Source organism: Streptomyces sp. NPDC058335, from assembly GCF_042723915.1.
In the GTDB taxonomy this organism is placed as follows: domain Bacteria; phylum Actinomycetota; class Actinomycetes; order Streptomycetales; family Streptomycetaceae; genus Streptomyces.
In genome coordinates, this window is sequence record NZ_JBHXHX010000001.1 from 625351 (window position 1) to 642990 (window position 17640).

At 72.4% G+C, this 17640-nt stretch carries 16 protein-coding genes and 1 tRNA gene; 9 read left to right on the forward strand and 8 right to left on the reverse strand.

Annotated features, from left to right (window positions below):
* Positions 1-7: 7 nt before the first annotated feature.
* From sucD to ACFWJX_RS02760, 9 genes are all read left to right on the forward strand, one after another.
* Positions 8-892, forward strand: a complete 885-nt coding sequence (gene sucD, locus ACFWJX_RS02720; RefSeq protein WP_383235725.1) for a succinate--CoA ligase subunit alpha — start codon at positions 8-10, stop codon at positions 890-892.
* 90 nt (positions 893-982) lie between these two features.
* Entirely contained in the window at positions 983-2524 is a 1542-nt protein-coding gene (locus ACFWJX_RS02725; protein WP_383235728.1) for an aldehyde dehydrogenase family protein, read from the forward strand.
* Positions 2525-3050: 526 nt separating this feature from the next.
* Positions 3051-3135 (forward strand) — tRNA-Leu (locus ACFWJX_RS02730).
* Positions 3136-3576: 441 nt separating this feature from the next.
* Positions 3577-4749 carry an ATP-binding protein gene (locus ACFWJX_RS02735; RefSeq protein WP_383235731.1) on the forward strand — a complete coding sequence of 391 codons (1173 nt, stop codon included), beginning with the start codon at positions 3577-3579 and terminating at the stop codon, positions 4747-4749.
* Entirely contained in the window at positions 4746-5147 is a 402-nt protein-coding gene (locus ACFWJX_RS02740) for a roadblock/LC7 domain-containing protein (protein WP_073497663.1), read from the forward strand. The genes ACFWJX_RS02735 and ACFWJX_RS02740 overlap by 4 nt, the downstream gene beginning before the upstream one ends.
* The gene (locus ACFWJX_RS02745; protein WP_086771796.1) at positions 5144-5521 is read left to right on the forward strand and encodes a DUF742 domain-containing protein; all 378 of its coding nucleotides are present in this window, start codon (positions 5144-5146) and stop codon (positions 5519-5521) included. The genes ACFWJX_RS02740 and ACFWJX_RS02745 overlap by 4 nt, the downstream gene beginning before the upstream one ends.
* Entirely contained in the window at positions 5496-6089 is a 594-nt protein-coding gene (locus ACFWJX_RS02750) for an ATP/GTP-binding protein (RefSeq protein ID WP_073497659.1), read from the forward strand. The genes ACFWJX_RS02745 and ACFWJX_RS02750 overlap by 26 nt, the downstream gene beginning before the upstream one ends.
* 8 nt (positions 6090-6097) lie before the next feature.
* Entirely contained in the window at positions 6098-7438 is a 1341-nt protein-coding gene (locus tag ACFWJX_RS02755) for a cytochrome P450 (protein WP_383235736.1), read from the forward strand.
* Positions 7439-7660: 222 nt separating this feature from the next.
* Positions 7661-8809 (forward strand): tryptophan dimethylallyltransferase family protein, encoded by a 1149-nt coding sequence (locus tag ACFWJX_RS02760; protein WP_383235738.1) that lies wholly within the window; start codon positions 7661-7663, stop codon positions 8807-8809.
* Between the two features lie 190 nt (positions 8810-8999).
* Here the strand turns inward: ACFWJX_RS02760 and ACFWJX_RS02765 are convergent, their stop codons facing one another.
* From ACFWJX_RS02765 to ACFWJX_RS02800, 8 genes are all read right to left on the reverse strand, one after another.
* Positions 9000-10286, reverse strand: a complete 1287-nt coding sequence (locus ACFWJX_RS02765; RefSeq protein WP_383235741.1) for a flavin-containing monooxygenase — start codon at positions 10284-10286, stop codon at positions 9000-9002.
* 126 nt (positions 10287-10412) lie between these two features.
* Positions 10413-11111, reverse strand: coding sequence for a GntR family transcriptional regulator (locus tag ACFWJX_RS02770; protein WP_383235744.1), 699 nt, complete (start codon positions 11109-11111; stop codon positions 10413-10415).
* 131 nt (positions 11112-11242) lie between these two features.
* Positions 11243-12244 (reverse strand): proline racemase family protein, encoded by a 1002-nt coding sequence (locus ACFWJX_RS02775; RefSeq protein ID WP_383235747.1) that lies wholly within the window; start codon positions 12242-12244, stop codon positions 11243-11245.
* A 23-nt stretch (positions 12245-12267) separates the two neighbouring features.
* Positions 12268-13158, reverse strand: a complete 891-nt coding sequence (locus ACFWJX_RS02780) for a dihydrodipicolinate synthase family protein (protein WP_383235750.1) — start codon at positions 13156-13158, stop codon at positions 12268-12270.
* 116 nt (positions 13159-13274) lie between these two features.
* On the reverse strand, positions 13275-14714 hold the full coding sequence (locus ACFWJX_RS02785) for an FAD-dependent oxidoreductase (protein WP_383235753.1): 1440 nt from the start codon (positions 14712-14714) through the stop codon (positions 13275-13277).
* Complete coding sequence (locus tag ACFWJX_RS02790) at positions 14707-15006, reverse strand: (2Fe-2S)-binding protein (protein WP_383235756.1); 300 nt, start codon at positions 15004-15006, stop codon at positions 14707-14709. Before ACFWJX_RS02790 ends, ACFWJX_RS02785 begins: the two co-directional genes overlap by 8 nt.
* Positions 15003-16178 (reverse strand): NAD(P)/FAD-dependent oxidoreductase, encoded by a 1176-nt coding sequence (locus ACFWJX_RS02795; RefSeq protein ID WP_383235941.1) that lies wholly within the window; start codon positions 16176-16178, stop codon positions 15003-15005. The genes ACFWJX_RS02790 and ACFWJX_RS02795 overlap by 4 nt, the downstream gene beginning before the upstream one ends.
* A 211-nt stretch (positions 16179-16389) precedes the next feature.
* Positions 16390-17244: a hypothetical protein gene (locus ACFWJX_RS02800; RefSeq protein ID WP_383235943.1), complete on the reverse strand. Its 855-nt coding sequence runs from the start codon at positions 17242-17244 to the stop codon at positions 16390-16392.
* Positions 17245-17640 lie beyond the last annotated feature (396 nt).

Sequence of the window (17640 nt, forward strand, 5' to 3'; positions counted from 1 at the left end):
AGACACCATGGCCGTTTACCTCACCAAGGAGAGCAAGGTCCTCGTCCAGGGCATGACCGGCGGCGAAGGCATGAAACACACCCGGCGCATGATCGCCGCCGGCACCGACGTGGTCGGCGGCGTCAACCCCCGCAAGGCGGGCCGCACCGTCGACTTCGACGACCGCGCCGTACCGGTCTTCGGGTCGGTCGCCGACGGTATGCGGTCGACCGGCGCCGACGTCACCGTCGTCTTCGTCCCGCCCGCCTTCGCCAGGCCGGCCGTCACCGAGGCCGCCGACGCCGGCATCGGGCTCGCCGTCGTCATCACCGAGGGCATTCCGGTCCACGACTCCGTCGCCTTCACCACGTACGCCAAGGAGCGCGGCACCCGCCTCATCGGCCCCAACTGCCCCGGCCTGATCAGCCCGGGACAGTCCAACGCCGGCATCATCCCCGCCGACATCACCAAACCCGGCCGCATCGGCCTCGTCTCCAAATCGGGGACGCTGACCTACCAACTCATGTACGAACTCCGCGACATCGGCTTCTCCACCTGTGTCGGCATCGGCGGCGACCCGGTCGTCGGGACCTCCCACATCGACTGCCTGGCCGCCTTCGAGGACGACCCGGACACCGATCTCGTCGTCCTCATCGGGGAGATCGGCGGCGACGCGGAGGAACGGGCAGCCGCCCACATCCGCGACCACGTCACCAAACCCGTCGTCGGCTACCTCGCCGGCTTCACCGCGCCCGAGGGCCGGACCATGGGCCACGCCGGCGCGATCGTCTCCGGCTCCTCGGGGACCGCGCAGGCGAAGAAGGAGGCGCTGGAGGCGGCCGGGGTGCGGGTGGGGAGCACACCGACCGAGACGGCGAAGCTCGTCCTCGACCTGCTCGGCAACCGGACCTGACGTCCCTGACCGCGCGGGCTCCGACCGGCGCCCGCGCCCTCCTCCTTCCCCCTTTCCTCTCGACCGTGCACCGAGAGCGGAGCAACCCGCATGCCATCCACCCTCACCCTCAAATCCGGCACCTCCTGGGCCGACGCCTGGCGACGCTGCCTCACCGCCGCCCCCGAGGCGTTCCGCGACGGCCGCGTCCTCAACCTCTGGAACGGCTCGTGGCAGGCCGACGGCCGGACCCTGCCCGCCACCAGCCCGGTCGACGGCAGCCCCGTCACCGGACCGCCCCGCCTGGACCGGGCCACCACCCACCAGGCGGTCCGCGCCTCCCTGGACCAGCACCGCGCCTGGCGGCACCTTCCCCTGGCCGAACGCCGCGCCCGCGTCGCCGCCACCCTCGACGCCCTCGCCGCCCACCGCGAACTCCTCGCGCTGCTGCTCGTCTGGGAGATCGGCAAACCGTGGCGGCTCGCGCAGGCGGACGTCGACCGGGCCGTCGACGGGGTGCGCTGGTACGTCGACGGCATCGAACCGATGCTGGCCGGCCGGGCCCCGCTGGACGGCCCGGTGTCCAACATCGCGAGCTGGAACTACCCGATGAGCGTGCTCGTTCACGCGGTACTGGTCCAAGCACTCGCGGGCAACGCGGTCATCGCCAAGACCCCGACCGACGGCGGCGTCGCCTGTCTCACCCTGGCCTGCGCCCTCGCCGCCCGTGAGGGCATCCCGGTCACCCTCGTCAGCGGCAGCGGGGGCGAGCTGTCGGAGGCGCTGGTGCGGGCGCCCGAGATCGGCTGCGTCTCCTTCGTCGGCGGCCGCGACACCGGCGCCGCCGTCGCCACCGCCGTGACGGACCTCGGCAAACGGCACATCCTCGAACAGGAAGGACTCAACACCTGGGGCATCTGGAACCACTCGGACTGGGACACCCTCGCGGCCCACGTCCCCAAGCTGTTCGACTACGGCAAGCAGCGCTGCACCGCGTATCCGCGCTTCGTCGTCCAGCGCGAGCTGTTCGACGCGTTCCTCGCGGCCTACCTCCCGGCGGTGCGCACCCTGACGGTCGGCCACCCCCTGGCCGTCGAGCAGCGCGACGACCCCTACCCACGCCTGGACTTCGGGCCGGTCATCAACGCGGCCAAGGCCAAGGACCTGCACGACCAGGTCGCCGAGGCCGTCGACCGGGGAGCCGTCCCGCTGTACCGCGGCGACCTGGCGGACGCCCTCTTCCTGCCCGGCCAGGACACCTCCGCGTACGTCCGTCCGGTCACGCTCCTCAACCCGCCGCCGTCGTCCCCGCTGCACCACGCGGAACCCTTCGGCCCGGTCGACACCATCGTCCTGGTCGACACGGAGGCGGAACTGCTCGCCGCCATGAACGCCTCCAACGGGGCGCTGGTCGCCACCCTGTCCACCGACGACCGCGCCACCTACGAGCGACTGGCCCCGCAGATCCGTGCCTTCAAGGTCGGCCACGGCACCCCCCGCTCCCGCGGCGACCGCGACGAACTGTTCGGCGGCTTCGGGGCCTCCTGGCGCGGGGCGTTCGTCGGCGGCGAGCTGCTCGTGCGGGCGGTGACCCGGGGACCGGCGGGGGAGCGGCTGCCGGGGAACTTCCCCGAGTACCAGCTGATGCCCTGAACCAGGCTCGGGGCGGCGCACATGAGGGGGCGCCGCCCCGAGTCACGCCTCGCACACCGGCTGTCACCCCTCGCTGCATGGTCCGTGACCGCGTGCCACACCCGCCGCCCCTCGGACGGGGCGGGTGCCGTTCATCGACGGACCGGAGGACCACGGGTTCGCGGAGCGGCGTCGCAGTCCGTGAGTACGGCTGCCGCGAGGGCGACGTCGCTCTGACGGCGCCGGGCGAGGACTGCCCGCGCCGGGCGGAGCGGGCCCGCCGCGCGGCGGAGCATCGTTTCCGTGCACCGCTGGACGAGGAAACGGCGACACCCTGATCCGGGCACTTCCCACGCCGGCCCCGGAGGCGGATCCCGCCACCGGCCGCCCGTGACCGTCCGCGCACGCGCTGTGACCCCGGCGACCGGGCCCCGCCGGGACACCCGCGCAGGCCCCCGGCCAGCGGATACTCGGGTGAAACGCACTCCGAAAGCTTGGTATTGTTGTCCATGTCGCCACGGGGAACACCCGCGGCGGCAGACACCTGGTCCGGGTGGCGGAATGGCAGACGCGCTAGCTTGAGGTGCTAGTGCCCTTTATCGGGCGTGGGGGTTCAAGTCCCCCCTCGGACACTTGTCACCCTCCGTATCGAGCGGTTTCCGCTCGGTGGGGAGAGGTCGCGGAGAGCGACCTCGCAGACGTCACCCGCACCCGGGATTCCCGGGTGCGGGTTTTGTTGTTTCCTCACCCGGCGACTTCCGGGAAAACGTTCCGAACACCTCGATTGCCTCCCGAATGCCGCGGAAGCCCGTTTATCGGTTGCGCCGGAGGCGGCCCGTCCCGCGTCCACTGACGAACCGTCAATGTTCATCTGGGGCGCCCATGTTGGCGGTCTGTGATCGCATCGTGTGGTGATACGATCACGGCGCTTGTAGAGCGGGCGGATGGGTGAAGGACGACATCCCCGACTACGGGGACAGTCCGGGCGGTGGCCCCGATGCGGGCGGTCCCGCCGGTCCACCCGCATTGACGGGAATTCAGCAACTGGCCGTCAGTCGCCTGAAGAGAGTCTTATGACTGATTACATACAGAACCCGGTACTCTGGGCTCTCCTCATCGCCGTACTCGCCGCCGTCGCCCTCATTGTTCGTCAGCGGAGGGCGGCGCGGACGTTAAGGCAGGAGTTCGCAGATCTCAGGGCTCGGCACGACGAGCTGGAGAACGGGTACGCGAAATCCGTCGAGGCAGCTCAGGAAAGAGCCGACGAGGCTACGAAAACAGTCCTGAAGTCCGCCATGCGGACCCTTCAGGGCCTTGCCGCGGAACAGCAGTTGATTGTCTCCCGGCTCCAGAACAAATACGGCGAGTCGGTCATCCTCCAGGACCTTCTGGAGATCGACCACACGAACTCTCAGTTCGGCCGCCGGGCCCAGTCCATCGCCGTCCTCTGTGACGGCTGGCTGGGTCGTCAGCGCGATGTGGCGTCGGTTTACGACGTGGTCCGCAGCGCGCAGGGCAGGATCCGTCACTACCGGCGGGTGGAAATTCTCTCGCAGGTCGATTTCGGCATCACCAGCCGCGCCGTGGAACCGGTCGCACTGGCCCTCGCCGAAATGCTCGACAACGCCACCAGCTATTCCAGCCCGGACACGGTCGTCGAAATCAACATTCGTACCGTGCCCAAGGGTATTTGTATCGTCGTGGACGACGCCGGTGTCGGCATGAACGACGAGGAGCGGGCCCGCGCGGAGAAACTCCTCTCCAGCGACCGCGTCTCGGGCGTCTCCCGGCTCGGCAACCCGCCGCAGTTCGGCTTCGCGGTGATCGGCGTCCTCGCCGACCGCTTCGGCTTCGAGGTGTCCGTGGACTCCACGTCGCCCTACGGCGGCGTACGCGCGGTCCTCCTTCTGCCGCACGACCTGCTCACCAACGCACCCGAGCAGAAGGAACCGACGCCGGCCGCTCCCGCCGTCGCCGCACCCACCCGCGGCGGCCCCGAGCCCGGCCCGGCCCCGAGCACCACCGTCGACGGCCTGCCCAAGCGGCGCCGGAAGCGGCCGATGGCCATCGTGCCCGGCAGTGCCCCGACCGCCTCCGCGCCCTCCCGCTCGGGAGCGGAGACGGCGGCGATCATGGGCGCCTTCCAGCGAGGCACCCAGTCGGGCCGGCGGGCCACCCCTGCGGACCCCGCGGAACAGTCCAGCAGCACACGTGGCGCAAGCAGCGAAGGGCATGAGTTCTCGTGAACGACGATCTGTCATGGATGCTTGACAGCGCCCTGGAGATTCCCGGGGCCCTGCACGCCGTCCTGATATCCGCCGACGGCCTGTTGATGGCCCGGACGCAGGACATCGGGAAGGACGACGCGGACCGCGTGGCCGCCGCCATGAGCGGGGTGCAGTCACTCAGCCGCTCCCTGGCCTTCTTCTGCGAGGACGCCCAGCAGCGGTGGCGGCAGACGCTGGTCGAGTTCGACGGCGGCTGGGTCTTCCTGATCTCCGCAGGTGAGGGCGCCTACCTCGGTGTCTCCGCCTCGCCCGATGTCGACATGGCGGACATCACCTTCCGGATGCAGCAGCTCGTCGGCCAGCTCGGCAAGGCCCTGACGACACCGCCGCGCGAGAACCTCGGCGTGCGGTCATGACCGGTTTCGACGAACTGGAGCCCCAGACACCGGAGTTAGTTCGTCCGTACGTCATCACCAAGGGGCGCGGACTGCCCGACGAGGAGCAGCTCTCCCTCATCACGCTGGTGACGGCTGTCGCCGACCACCAGCAGCGGCCGACCCGACTGTCGCCGGAGGAGCAGAGCCTGCTCGAGCTGTGCTCGGCCGGCTACCTGTCGGTCGCCGAGATCGCGGGGCACACCCAACTGCCCCTCGGCGTGGTGAAGATCCTCCTCGCCGCCCTCACCGAGGGCGGCTACCTCATCACCCGCCCGCCGGTGCAGCGGGCGCCTCTCGCCGACCGGGAGATCCTGGAGGAGGTGCTGAATGGTCTCAGGGCCAAGTTTGGATGAACAGGCGTACGTCCGTGAGGGCGCGTCACAGACGGCCGTGAAGATCCTCGTCGTCGGCCACTTCGCGGTGGGCAAGACCACGTTCATCGGGGCGATCTCCGAGATCCCCCCGCTGTCCACCGAGGAGACGATGACGCGGGCCGCGGAGGCCGTCGACGACCTCAAGGGGGTCCAGGGCAAGACCACCACCACGGTCGCCATGGACTTCGGGCGCCTGACCATCAGCGACCGGGTCGTGCTGTACCTGTTCGGGACGCCCGGCCAGCAGCGGTTCGTGCAGATGTGGGAGGACATGGCCCGCGGCGCGCTCGGCGCCCTGGTCCTCGTCGACCCCGAACGGCTCGCGGACTCGTTCGCCGTGATCGACCTGATCGAGCAGTACGGGCTCGACTACGCCATCGCCGTCAACCACTTCGACGGCTCCCCCCTGCGGGACGAGACCGCCCTGCGTGACGCGCTGGACCTGCTCGACGACACCCCCGTCGTCACCTGCGACGCGCGGGACGAGCAGTCGTCGGCCGAAGCGCTCATCACTCTCGTCCGCCACTTGCAGGACCGTGCCCACTAGGAGCAGAAATGGACCAACCCACCGCTCCCGTGCCCCCGCCCGGGTGCCCGGCGCACAACAGCGGCGCCCGAGTGCCGCTCCACGGCCCCGAGTTCGCGGCTGACCCGCAGGCCTACTACAGCTATCTGCGCCACTACGGGCCGACCGCCCCGGTCGAACTCGCCCCCGGCGTCGAGGCCACCCTCGTCACCGACTACGCCACCGCCCTGCAACTCCTGCAAGATTCCGGCTCGTTCCGCAAGGACGCACGCCGCTGGCGGCACTTCAACGAGGGCAAGATCTCCCCCGACAGCCCCGTCGCCCCCGTACTGGCCTACCGGCCCAACTGCATGTTCAGCGACGGTGCCGAGCACCTCAGGCTGCGTCAGGCCGTCACGGACAGCATGGCCCGCATCGACACGCGCAAGCTGAGCCACACCACCGAGCAGGTCTCCAACTACCTCATCTCCCAGTTCGGTTCGCGCGGCTCGGCGGACCTGCTCGGCGACTACGCCAAGCAGCTCCCGCTGTTCGTGTTCAACGAACTCTTCGGCTGCCCCCCGGACATCGGCGACCGTGTCGTCTACGGCATCACCGGCATGTTCGACGGCATCAACCCGGCCCGCGCGATGGAGGTGCTGTTCGGCGCCGTCGGCGAACTCGTCGCGCTCAAGCGGGTCAAGCCCGGCGACGACGTCACCTCGTGGCTCATGGAGCATCAGGCAGCGCTCACCGACGAAGAGATGGTCCACCAGCTGGCCCTCCTGCTGGTGGGAGGCAACGAGCCGCTGCGCAACCTGATCGGCAACACCCTGCACCGGCTGCTCACCCACGACGCGTACGCCAACCAGGGCGGTCTGATCGACGAGGCGATCGACGACACGCTGTGGGAGAACCCGCCCATGCAGAACCTCGCCCCGCACTACCCGGCCTCCGACATGGAGTTCGCCGGGCAGAAGTTCCAGGCGGGCGACCTGGTCCTGGTCAGCTTCGCCGCCGCCAACACCGGCGCCGCGCTGACGGCCGCCCGGCAGGCCGGCAGCAACCGCGCGCACCTGGCCTGGAGCGCCGGCCCGCACGCCTGCCCGTCCAAGGACCCGGCCCGGCAGATCACCGTGACGGCGCTGGAGAACCTCCTCAACAAGCTTCCCGACGTCGAACTCGCCGTCCCCGAGGAGAGCCTGACCTGGCGCCCCGGCCCCTTCAACCGGGGGCTCATCGCGCTGCCCGCCCGGTTCACCGCGGTCACCGAGCGCAAGCCCGCCCCCGAGGCGCGCACCGGGGCCGCCCGCCCGGAGCAGCCCCAGCCGGGCGCCCGATCCGAACGCGCGGGTGTGTGGAGCCAGTTCCTCAACTGGCTCACGAGGTGATTCACACAACACCGGCCAACTCTTCACTCTCGTATGACGGTTCAACCTCAGGGGTAGTGAGCCATGCGGTGACCCGCATATCCCACGAGCCCGAGGAGTTGCCGTGGACCACATATCCACCGACACCGTTCCCCATCAACACCCAGCAGCGTTGAGCCTCGAGATACCCGCCCTCGCCGGCGGGTATCTCCATGTCGGCTCCGGCCCGTGGCGGGAGAGCCGGTGACCGCCGCCCGGCCCGGCGCGCCGAGACCCTCCGGCACGGACACGCTCGGCGGCCACACGGCCCGCCAACTGCGCAACCTGTGCGAGATCGTGGGACTCACCGCCCATGATCGCGAGGTCTACGCGCGTACCCTCACCGAGATGCTGGGTGCCGCCGCCGACCGGCCGCTCGACCTGCCGCCCCCGAACCCGACGTTCCTCTCCGACGACCACACCCCGGTGGAGTTCTCGCTCTCCTTCGTGCCCGGTGCGGCGCCCACCCTGCGGGTGCTGCTCGAGCCGGGCTGCGCGGCCGGCGGCCTGGCACAGAACGGGCGCCTCGGACTGCGGGCCGTCCGCGAGACGGCGGCCCGCTGGGGCTTCACCACCGACCGGCTCGACGAACTGGAGGACCTGTTCCTCCCGCCCTCGCCCGAGGGTCCCCTCGCCCTGTGGTGCGCGCTGGAACTGCGTCCCGGCGGCGTCCCCAAGGTGAAGGTCTACCTCAACCCCGCGGCCACCGGGCAGAAACGTGCCGCCGCCACGGTGCGTGAGGCGCTGCGGCGGCTCGGCCACCGCGACGCGTTCGCGGCACTGCCGCCGCACGACCGCCACCTGTTCTTCGCCCTGGACCTGGGCGACTGGGCGGAACCCCGGGTGAAGGTCTACCTCGCCCACCACGACCTGTCGGCCACCGAGGCCGGCGCCCTGTCCCGCATGGACGGCGGTCCGCTCGCCGCGGAGACCGAGGAGTTCTTCCGCATCGCCGCGGGCCAGGACGGTGAGGACGGCGGCGGCGCCGACTCGGGACGGGTGGTGCGGCGGCCCGTACAGTCCTGCCACGCCTTCACCGAGACCGGGTCAGGACTGCCCAGCGGCTTCACCCTCTACGTCCCGGTCCGCGACTACGCACGGCACGACGGTGACGCCCTCACCCGTGCCACCGCCCTGCTCGGCCGCTACGGGCAGGACCCCGCCCCGTTGCTGGGTGCCGTGGCCGCGGTCACCGACCGCAGCCCGGAGGACGGGGTGGGACTGGTCGCCTACCTGGCGCTCGCCCACCAGCAGGGCCGGCCGCCTCGGGTGACGACGTACGTCTCCTCGGAGGCGTACGAGGTGCGCCCGCCCGTCGGCCTGCTGCCCGCCGAGCCCGCGATCGTGCCGTAACGGGCGGTACGGGGGGACACCTCGCGGGGGAGCCGTACGCCGACGACGTCGAACCGCTCCCCTCCCGCCGCGGCGGCCGGGAACGCGGGGGAGGACCGGGGGAGCGAGGGGCTGCGGGACGGCGAAGGGGCCGGCCGACGGGGGAGCCCCCGCCTGCCGACCCCCGACGGGCCCGTCGGCTGATGCACCGTCATATGCCTTGCAGTTCCTGGAGATACGGCGCCACGTTCACCTGGATCGAGGCGCCCTCCGCCTGTCCGTACTGGCCCGCTATGCCGCTGAGGTAGGCGGCGACCTCCTTGCGCATGACCTCCGGCTCGGGCAGCACCGCCTCGCCCGAGACGATCCGCGCGATCCAGCGGGACTGTGCCTCCACGAGCCGGGTGATGGAGCCGTGCGGACGGACCAGGCCCACGAAGTACAGACCGGCATGGCCCGGCGCGACGACCCGCTTGTACAGCTCGACCGACCCCCGCTCCCCGATCGGGCAGCCGGACGGCAGGAACGGGAACGCCATGCGGTAGCCGGTGCAGTGCACGATCGCGTCGGCCCGCGCGGACGAACCGTCGGTGAAGATCACCCGATCGCCGTCGAGGGAGGCGATCGCGGGCTTGGGGACGACCCCGCCGTGCCGGATGCGGGTGAGGATCTCGTCCGAGATGGTCACGGCCGAGGCGAACACCGGGTGGTCCGGCTCGGGCAGCCCGTAGTCCGAGAGCCTGCCGCGGGCCACGAGGAGGGCCTGCTCGATGAAGCGGCGCTGCTCGGCCAGCGACATGCTCGTCCACCACGGCGCCTCGGCGACCTCGTCGAGCGGGATGCCGAACAGTTGCTTGGGCAGGATGTGCAGACCCCGGCGCACCGAGAGCAGGGTGGTCGCCGCGTACCGGGAGAGGTCCGCCGCGATGTCCACGGCCGAGGCGCCGAGCCCGACGACGACCACCCGCTGACCGGCGTAGTCGCCGCCGTCGCGGTAGTCCAGGGCGTGCAGAATCGTTCCGGTGAAGGTGTCCGAACCCGGAGGCAGCGCGGGCAGGGACGGCTCGGTGTTGTGCCCCGAGGCGACGACGACATGCGAGAAGCTCCGCACGCCGCGGGTGCCCCCGGCGTCCACGGCGACGACCGTCCAGGAACCGTCGGCCTCCTGCCGCACCGACTCGACGGACGTCTCCAGCTCGATGTGGTCCAGGAGGTCGGCCCATTCGGCGAACGAGCGCAGGTAGGAGGCGACCTGGCTGTGCCGCGGGTAGACCGGGTAGGAGGCGGGCATCGGGTAGTCGGCGTAACCGGTCAGCTGCTTGGTCGTGTTGAGGTGCAGCGACAGGTAGCCCGGCCCTCGCTCCCCGGCCTCGGGGCGGCGCCAGATGCCGCCCACGCCGCCCGACTTCTCCAGGCACACGAAGTCGACACCCGCCGTCCTGAGGGCCCGTGCCGTGGCCAGACCCGACAGGCCTGCACCGATCACACACACACTCACGGTTTCCCCCACAGGAAAGACACCACCTCTACGGACACGCGCAGTGCCTGCCCATCGGGTACTGCCCGCAACCAGCGACAAAGATCACACAGGCCACATGTGCGACAGGGGCACCGGTGCGTCCGGCTACACGTCGGCGGACGCCCACAGCCCGCGTACGTGCCCGAGGTGCCGGGTCATCACCGCGCGCACCGCCCGCTCGTCGCGGGCCAGCAGGGCGTCGAGGAGTTCCAGGTGTTCCTCGGCGGACGCCAGCAGCCGGCCGGAGGCGGACAGGGCGGTGAGCCCGTAGAGGCGGGCACGGCCACGCAGGTCACGGACCACCTCGACCAGGTGGGCGTTGCCGGCCAGGGCGAGCAGGCCCAGGTGGAAGCGGGTGTCGGCCTCGACGTAGGCGATCAGGTCGCCCGCCACCGCGGCGGTGACGATCTCCCGCGCGGCCGGACGCAGCGCCTCCAGCGACACCGGGTCGGCGGTCGTCGCCAGCGCCTCCACGGTCGGGATCTCGATGAGCGCGCGGACGTGGGTGTACTCGTCGAGCTGCTTGTCGGAGACGTCGGTGACGCGGAACCCCTTGTTGGGGACCGCGTCGACCAGCCCCTCCTTCGCGAGGTCCAGCATCGCCTCGCGCACCGGGGTGGCCGAGACGCCGAAGCGGGCGGCCAGCGTGGGCGCCGAGTACACCTGGCCCGGCCGCAGTTCACCCGCGATCAGCGCGGCCCGCAGCGCGTCGGCGACCCGCTCGCGGTAGCTGCTCCGCCGCCCGCCCAGCACGGGCAGCGCGGGCGCGGCGGGGGAGGGGCTGATGCTGCGCGGGGCGGCCATGCGGGATCTCCTCGGAACGGTGGTGCCATGTCACACGGCATGTCTCGTGCCATGTCACGTGGTTCTCAGTATCTACGGCGTTTTGCGGGCGTACTACGGCCCCGCCGTGGCCCGGCGGCGCGTTCGGGAGGTCAGAGCACGAACCCGGCCGGGAACGGGTCCGCGGGGTCGAGCAGGTACTGGGCCGTGCCGGTGACCCAGGCGCGGCCGGTGAAGCTGGGCAGCACCGCCGGCACCCCGGCGACCTCCGCCGTGCCGAGGAGCCGGCCGGTGAAGCGGGTGCCGATGAAGGATTCGTTCACGAACTCGGTGTGCAGGGGCAGTTCACCGCGTGCGTGCAGTTGTGCCATGCGGGCGCTCGTCCCCGTGCCGCAGGGGGAGCGGTCGAACCAGCCCGGGTGGATCGCCATCGCGTGCCGCGAGTGGCGGGCGGTGGCGCCGGGCGCGTACAGGTGGACGTGGTGGCAGCCGCGGATGGACGGGTCCTGCGGATGCACCGGCTCCGCCTCGGAGTTGATCGCCTCCATGAGGGAGAGTCCGGCTCCCAGGATGTCGTCCTTGCGGGCCCGGTCGAAGGGCAGCCCGAACTCCTCCAGCGGCAGGATCGCGTAGAAGTTCCCGCCGTACGCCAGGTCGTACGTCACCGTCCGGCCGTCGGGCAGGGTGATCCTGCGGTCCAGTGCCACGGCGAAGGACGGAACGTTGTGCAAGGTCACCGCCGTGGCCGCGCCGTCGCGTACCGCCACCTCGGCGACCACGAGTCCGGCCGGGGTGTCCAGCCGGATCGTGGTGACCGGTTCGACGACCTCGACCATGCCGGTCTCCACCAGCACGGTCGCCACCCCGATCGTGCCGTGCCCGCACATCGGCAGATAGCCGGAGACCTCGATGTAGACCACTCCCCAGTCGCAGTCCGGGCGGGTCGGCGGCTGGAGGATCGCGCCGCTCATCGCGGAGTGCCCACGCGGCTCGTTCATCAGCAACTGCCGCACCTCGTCGCGGTGTTCACGGAAGTACAGCCGGCGCTCGTTCATCGTCGCGCCGGGGATGGCGCCGATCCCGCCGGTGATCACCCGGGTGGGCATGCCCTCGGTGTGCGAGTCGACGGCGTGCAGGACGAGTTTGCTGCGCATGAAGTCCTTTCCGGGCAGTGGGGTTACGCCAAGCCCGCGGCGACGGCCTTCTCGGTGGCCGCGCGGACGGCCGCCTCCTGCTCGGGCGGCAGCGGCACGCGCGGCGGCCGGCAGGGTCCGCCGTGCCGGCCGACGACGTCCATCGACACTTTGATGGCCTGGACGAACTCGACGCGTGAGTCCCAGCGCAGCAGCGGGTGCAGCTGCCGGTACAGCGGCAGCGCGGTGGTGAGGTCCCCCGCGACGGCGGCCCGGTACAGGTCCACCGAGGCGCGGGGCAGTGCGTTGGGGTAGCCGGCCACCCAGCCCTTGGCGCCCGCCACCGCCAACTCCAGCAGCACGTCGTCCGCGCCGATCAGCAGATCGAGTTCCGGGGCGAGTTCGGCGATCCGGTAGGCGCGGCGGACGTCGCCCGAGAACTCCTTGACCGCGTGGATGAGCCCCTCGCCGTGCAGCCGGGCCAGCAGTTCGGGCACGAGGTCGACCTTGGTGTCGACGGGGTTGTTGTACGCCACCACCGGCAGGCCCGCCTTCGCGACCTCCGCGTAGTGCGCCACGACCGCGCGCTCGTCGGCGCGGTAGGCGTTGGGCGGCAGCAGCATCACCGCACCGCAGCCCGCCTCACGCGCCTGCTCGGCCCACCGGCGGGCCTCCGCCGAACCGTACGCGGCGACCCCCGGCATCACACGCTCCCCGCCGATCGCCGCCACCGCGGTCCGTACGACCGCGGCACGTTCCTCGGGTGTGAGCACCTGGTATTCGCCGAGCGAGCCGTTCGGTACGACGCCGTCGCAGCCGTTCGCCACCAGCCAGGCGCAGTGCTCGGCATAGCGGTCGAGGTCGACGGAGAGGTCGTCACGGAGGGGGAGGGCGGTGGCGACGAGGACGCCGCGCCAGGGGCGGGGGGTGGTCATGTGGGGGTCTGCCTCTCTCCGAGGGCTGGTGTGTGACATAGCACTGCGGGTGGCGGTGGCGGTGGCGGGTGGCGGGGGGCGGGGGGCGTGCCAGTGGGGTGAGCGTCGGCGACGGGTCAGGGGCTCGTTCCGGCGTCCCGTGGTGGGGGCGCTGCCAGGACTCCGAGGGGGACGGGACGGGCCAGCGGCCGTCGGCCGGGGGTGAGGTCGCAGCCCGCGACCCCCGCGACGCCCGGCTCGCACATCCGGCCCTGGCACCAGCCCATCCCGGCCCGCGTCAGCAGCTTCACGGTGCGCAGGTCGCCCGCGCCGAGCGCGCCGACGGCCTCGCGGACGGCACCCGCCGTGACCTCCTCGCACCGGCACACCACTGTCGCGTCGGTCACGTTCTCCGCCCACCGCACGGGCGCCGAGTACGCCCGCCCCAACTCGGCGAAGAACGCCCGCAGTCGCGTACGGGACCGGGCGGCCGGGGCCCAGGTGCGCGGGTCGGGCGCGGTGCCGTTCAGGCGTGCCGCGGCGGAGCGGCCGGCGATGTGTCCCTCGGCGAGCGACAGGGCGGCGCCGCCGATGCCCGTCGCCTCCCCGGCCGCCCACACGCCGGGGACGTCGGTGCGCTGCTCGTCGTCGACGTGCACCCCTGCCCCGTCGAGGCGGCAGCCGAGTCCGTCCGCGAGATCGGTGTGCGGCAGCAGGCCGTGTCCGACGGCGAGGGTGTCACAGGCCAGGCGCTCTGCGGTGCCGGGCACCGGGCGGCCTTCGGGGTCGAGTGCGGCGACGGTGACGGACTCCAGTCGGTCCCGGCCGTGAGCCTCCACGACTGCCTGACGGTCTCTCACCGAAGCTCGATGGCACAGGAGTTGGGCGGCGTAGCCTGCTGCCTCGGCGAGCTTGGCGGGCTGTGCGGCCAGGGCGCGGGCCAGGCGTACGACATCCCGAGGGTCCGCGGACCGACGTACCAGAGTGGCCGGGGCGGCCGATTCCACCAGGGCCGTGACGTGGGCGCCCGCCGCGGCGAGGCCGGTCGCCACGGGGAGCAGCAGCGGGCCCGTGCCGGCGACCACCACCGTGCGGCCGGGCAGCGTCAGCCCGCCCTTCAGCATGGCCTGGGCGCCGCCCGCGGTGATCACACCGGGCAGGGTCCAGCCGGGGAACGGCCACACCTTCTCATAGCCGCCGGTCGCCAGCACCACCCCGTCGGCACGCACGGACGCCGGCTCCCGCTGCTCGGGACCGAGCAGCGCATGCACGAGGAAACCATCCGGCTCCCGTTCCACACACCAGACATGATGGTCACCCAGGTGCGTGACGCGTCCGGCCGCGAGGTGGGTGGCGAGCCCCTCGCGCAGGCGCTCCCAGGTCCGCCACTGGTGGTGGAGGGCCTGCGGGCGCCGGGCGCCGAGGCCGGGGGCGGGCTGCCGGTAGAACTGTCCGCCCGGTTCGGCGGCGGAGTCGACGAGCACCACGCGCACCCCTCGCGCGGCGGCCGCCAGAGCCGCGGCGAGGCCCGCCGGACCGGCGCCGATCACCGCGAGCACCTGCCGCCGCTCAGTCATCGTGGCCCGTCCCTTCCTGCGTACGGATGTCGGCGCCCGGCGTGGCGGGTGCCAGGCAGGCGCGCCGGCCGGGGCGGCCGTCCACGGTCACCAGGCAGTCGAAGCAGACGCCGATCCCGCAGAACACCCCGCGCGGGCGGCCCCCTTCACGGGTGGTGCGCCAGGCGAGGACGCCCGCCGACCAGAGCGCGGCCGCGATCGTCTGCCCCGGCAGCGCCTCGATCTCCCGGCCGTCGAACGTGACGGTGAAAGGCGCGCCGGGACGGGCCCCGACCAGTTCCAGGGGGTTCACGGCGCGGCCTCCTCGGCGAAGCGGTCGGGGCGGAACGAGGTGAGGTCCAGGTCGGGGGCCTTGCCGGTCAGCGTCTGCGCGATCAGGTGGCCGGTGCCGGTCGCCAGCCCGATGCCCGCCCCCTCGTGCCCACAGGCATGGAAGAGGCCCGGCGCACGCGGGTCCGGGCCGATCGCCGGCAGATGGTCGGGCAGGTAGGGGCGGAAGCCGAGATACGCGCGCATCGCCCGGACGTGCTCCAGGAACGGGAACAGCCGTGTCGCCCCCGCCGCCAGGGCCCGGACGACGGGCAGGGAGAACGACCGGTCGAAGCCCACCCGTTCCCGGCTCGCGCCGATCAGCACGGGCCCGGCCGCCGTTCCCTCGACGACCGGCGAGGTCTGGAGGGCGGCGGAGTCGCTGGCGACGTCGGCCACATAGTCGGCGGAGTACACCTTGTGCCGTACCCGGCGCGGCAACGGTTCCGTGACCAGGACGAATCCGCGGCGCGGCAGGACCGGCAACGAGACGCCCGCGAGCGCGGCGACCTCCGCGCCCCAGGTCCCGGCCGCGTTCACCACGGCGGGCGCCAGGAGGTCGCCGCGGTCGGTCAGGACGCCCCGTACCGCCCCGTCGGCGCCGCGCAGCACGCCGGTCACCGTACGGCCGGTCTCCACCCGGGCGCCCGAGGCGCGCAGCAGGTGTGCGGCGGCCAGGGTGGGCATGACCTGGGCGTCCTGGGGATACAGGACGCCGCCCGCGAGGTCGCATGCCAAGTACGGTTCCAGCTCCGGGAGTCGGTCGGCGCCGACGGCGACCGTCTCGACGCCGGCGGCACGCTGTCCGGCCGCCAGCTCCGTGAGGGCGGTGAGTGCCTCGGGGGTGGAGGCGACGACGAGGCCGCCCTTGGGCTCGTACTCGACGGCACGGCCGTTGATGGCGTGGCCGTCCACGGCGCGGCCGGAGCCCCCGGCGGACGGCCGGTGGTCGTCCGGCCCTCGGTCCTCGGTGATCTCGCGCCACAACCGGCGGGAGAGCAGGGCCAGTTCCAGCTCGGGGCCCGGCTCCTTGTCGGAGACGAGGAGGTTGCCCTCGCCCGCTCCTGTCGTGCCGCCCGCCACCGGGCCGCGGTCCACCACGACCACGTCCAGTCCGGCACGCGCCGCGTACAGCGCGCAGGCGGCGCCGATCATGCCGGCGCCGACGACCACGACGTCACAGGACGATTGGTTGGTCACGCCAGTAATATGTCACATGGTTCTGGTGGGGGGAACAGGCCGACGGAGCGCTCCCGTTCAGCCGATCGGGGTGCGGGTCACGGCTGACAGGGCGCTCCGGTGCGGTGCGGTTGAGGTGAGGTGCGGGCGAGGGACTCGGCCGGATCGCCCGGTCGGGATCGATCGCTCAGTCGAGGTTGCTCGGCGTCGGGGTCGGCGTACGACCGGCCTGGACCTCCTTGAGCCGCTCGGTGCCCTGCTCCACTGCGGTCCTGGTGGTGTCCTCGTCGGCGCCGTCGAGCCCGCCGTTGGTGACGGTGATCGCGTCGTTGCCGACGCGGACGACGGCGACGTCCAGGGTGAGCGTCACCGGGTCGCCGTTCGCGTCGCCCTTCACGGTCACGGTGAGACCCTGCCGGGCGTCGCCCTCCTCGGGCAGCGAGGCCTCGACGACCTGGACGGTACGCTCGCCGCTGTCGCCGCCGGTCAGGGTGAACTGGTCGCAGGTGTCGGGCAGCTTCTTCAGCCAGTCCATCGACTTGTCGAGCGAGGCCTTCTCGTAGGCGGCGACCTGGTACAGCAGCCGGGACTGCCCCTCCTGGAAGCCGTTCAGCGCCGACGCCCCGGACGGACGGCCGAGCAGGGTCTCGTCGTAGAGCGCGTCGATCAGGCGCTGGCAGTCGGGGGCCTCGGCCTTCCCGGTGAGGAACTGGGCCGTGTCCACCTGCCCGATGAGCAGCTTGTCGCGCCAGGTCTGCGGGTCCTTCACCTGGACCCAGTCGTCCTCGATGTCCGCCGCGGTGATCAGTGCGTTGCGGGCGCCGGTCTCGGAGAGAGGGGCGGCGGGCGACGGGGTGGCGCCGGTGGGCGAGGTGACGCTCGCCGACGGCGTGGCGACCGATCCGGTGGCGGTGGGCGACGGGGTGGCGGTCTGCGCGGCGAGGGGCCGCTCGGCGACCGCGGCGGCGGTCTCCGAGTCGGCCGCCGCGCCGTCGTCCCCGCCGGCACAGGCCGCCGTGGCGAGCAGCGTGCCGGTGGCCATCGCGGCGGCCAGCACACGGGCCGGGCGCGCCGCTCGGGCCCGACGGCCCGCCGTGCGGGATACGGCCGTGACGGGCGTGGCCGCACGGGGCGTGGCCGGGTCCGGTGCGGCCGGGTCCGGCGCGGCGGCAGCGGGCTTCGCCGTGCGGGACGGGCGGCCGGTCGGGCGAGGGGTGATCACGTGTGCCTCCTGAAGACGGAACGGGTTCCCGGCGCACGTGTGCCCCGGGCGGCTCCCACTTGCCTCCCACCGCACCACCGGCCCGCCCGGGCGACCAGCGCAGCGGGTCATACGGGTGAGGGCATACGCCTTGGGCGGCGGGGCGCAGGGCGCACCCGGTGAGGGCATACTCCCCGCGGGATCGCCCGGACGCCGGGCGATCCCGCGGGGGACACC

What these genes read in the sequence shown, in the direction of transcription:
- ACFWJX_RS02725 (WP_383235728.1), top strand. Translation starts at nt 983, where the DNA reads ATGCCATCCACCCTCACCCTCAAATCCGGCACCTCCTGGGCCGACGCC.
- ACFWJX_RS02785 (WP_383235753.1), bottom strand. Translation starts at nt 14,714, where the DNA reads ATGACTGAGCGGCGGCAGGTGCTCGCGGTGATCGGCGCCGGTCCGGCG.
- ACFWJX_RS02745 (WP_086771796.1), top strand. Translation starts at nt 5,144, where the DNA reads ATGACCGGTTTCGACGAACTGGAGCCCCAGACACCGGAGTTAGTTCGT.
- ACFWJX_RS02770 (WP_383235744.1), bottom strand. Translation starts at nt 11,111, where the DNA reads ATGGCCGCCCCGCGCAGCATCAGCCCCTCCCCCGCCGCGCCCGCGCTG.
- ACFWJX_RS02755 (WP_383235736.1), top strand. Translation starts at nt 6,098, where the DNA reads ATGGACCAACCCACCGCTCCCGTGCCCCCGCCCGGGTGCCCGGCGCAC.
- ACFWJX_RS02795 (WP_383235941.1), bottom strand. Translation starts at nt 16,178, where the DNA reads ATGATCGGCGCCGCCTGCGCGCTGTACGCGGCGCGTGCCGGACTGGAC.
- ACFWJX_RS02775 (WP_383235747.1), bottom strand. Translation starts at nt 12,244, where the DNA reads ATGCGCAGCAAACTCGTCCTGCACGCCGTCGACTCGCACACCGAGGGC.
- sucD (WP_383235725.1), top strand. Translation starts at nt 8, where the DNA reads ATGGCCGTTTACCTCACCAAGGAGAGCAAGGTCCTCGTCCAGGGCATG.
- ACFWJX_RS02735 (WP_383235731.1), top strand. Translation starts at nt 3,577, where the DNA reads ATGACTGATTACATACAGAACCCGGTACTCTGGGCTCTCCTCATCGCC.
- ACFWJX_RS02750 (WP_073497659.1), top strand. Translation starts at nt 5,496, where the DNA reads ATGGTCTCAGGGCCAAGTTTGGATGAACAGGCGTACGTCCGTGAGGGC.
- ACFWJX_RS02800 (WP_383235943.1), bottom strand. Translation starts at nt 17,244, where the DNA reads ATGGCCACCGGCACGCTGCTCGCCACGGCGGCCTGTGCCGGCGGGGAC.
- ACFWJX_RS02780 (WP_383235750.1), bottom strand. Translation starts at nt 13,158, where the DNA reads ATGACCACCCCCCGCCCCTGGCGCGGCGTCCTCGTCGCCACCGCCCTC.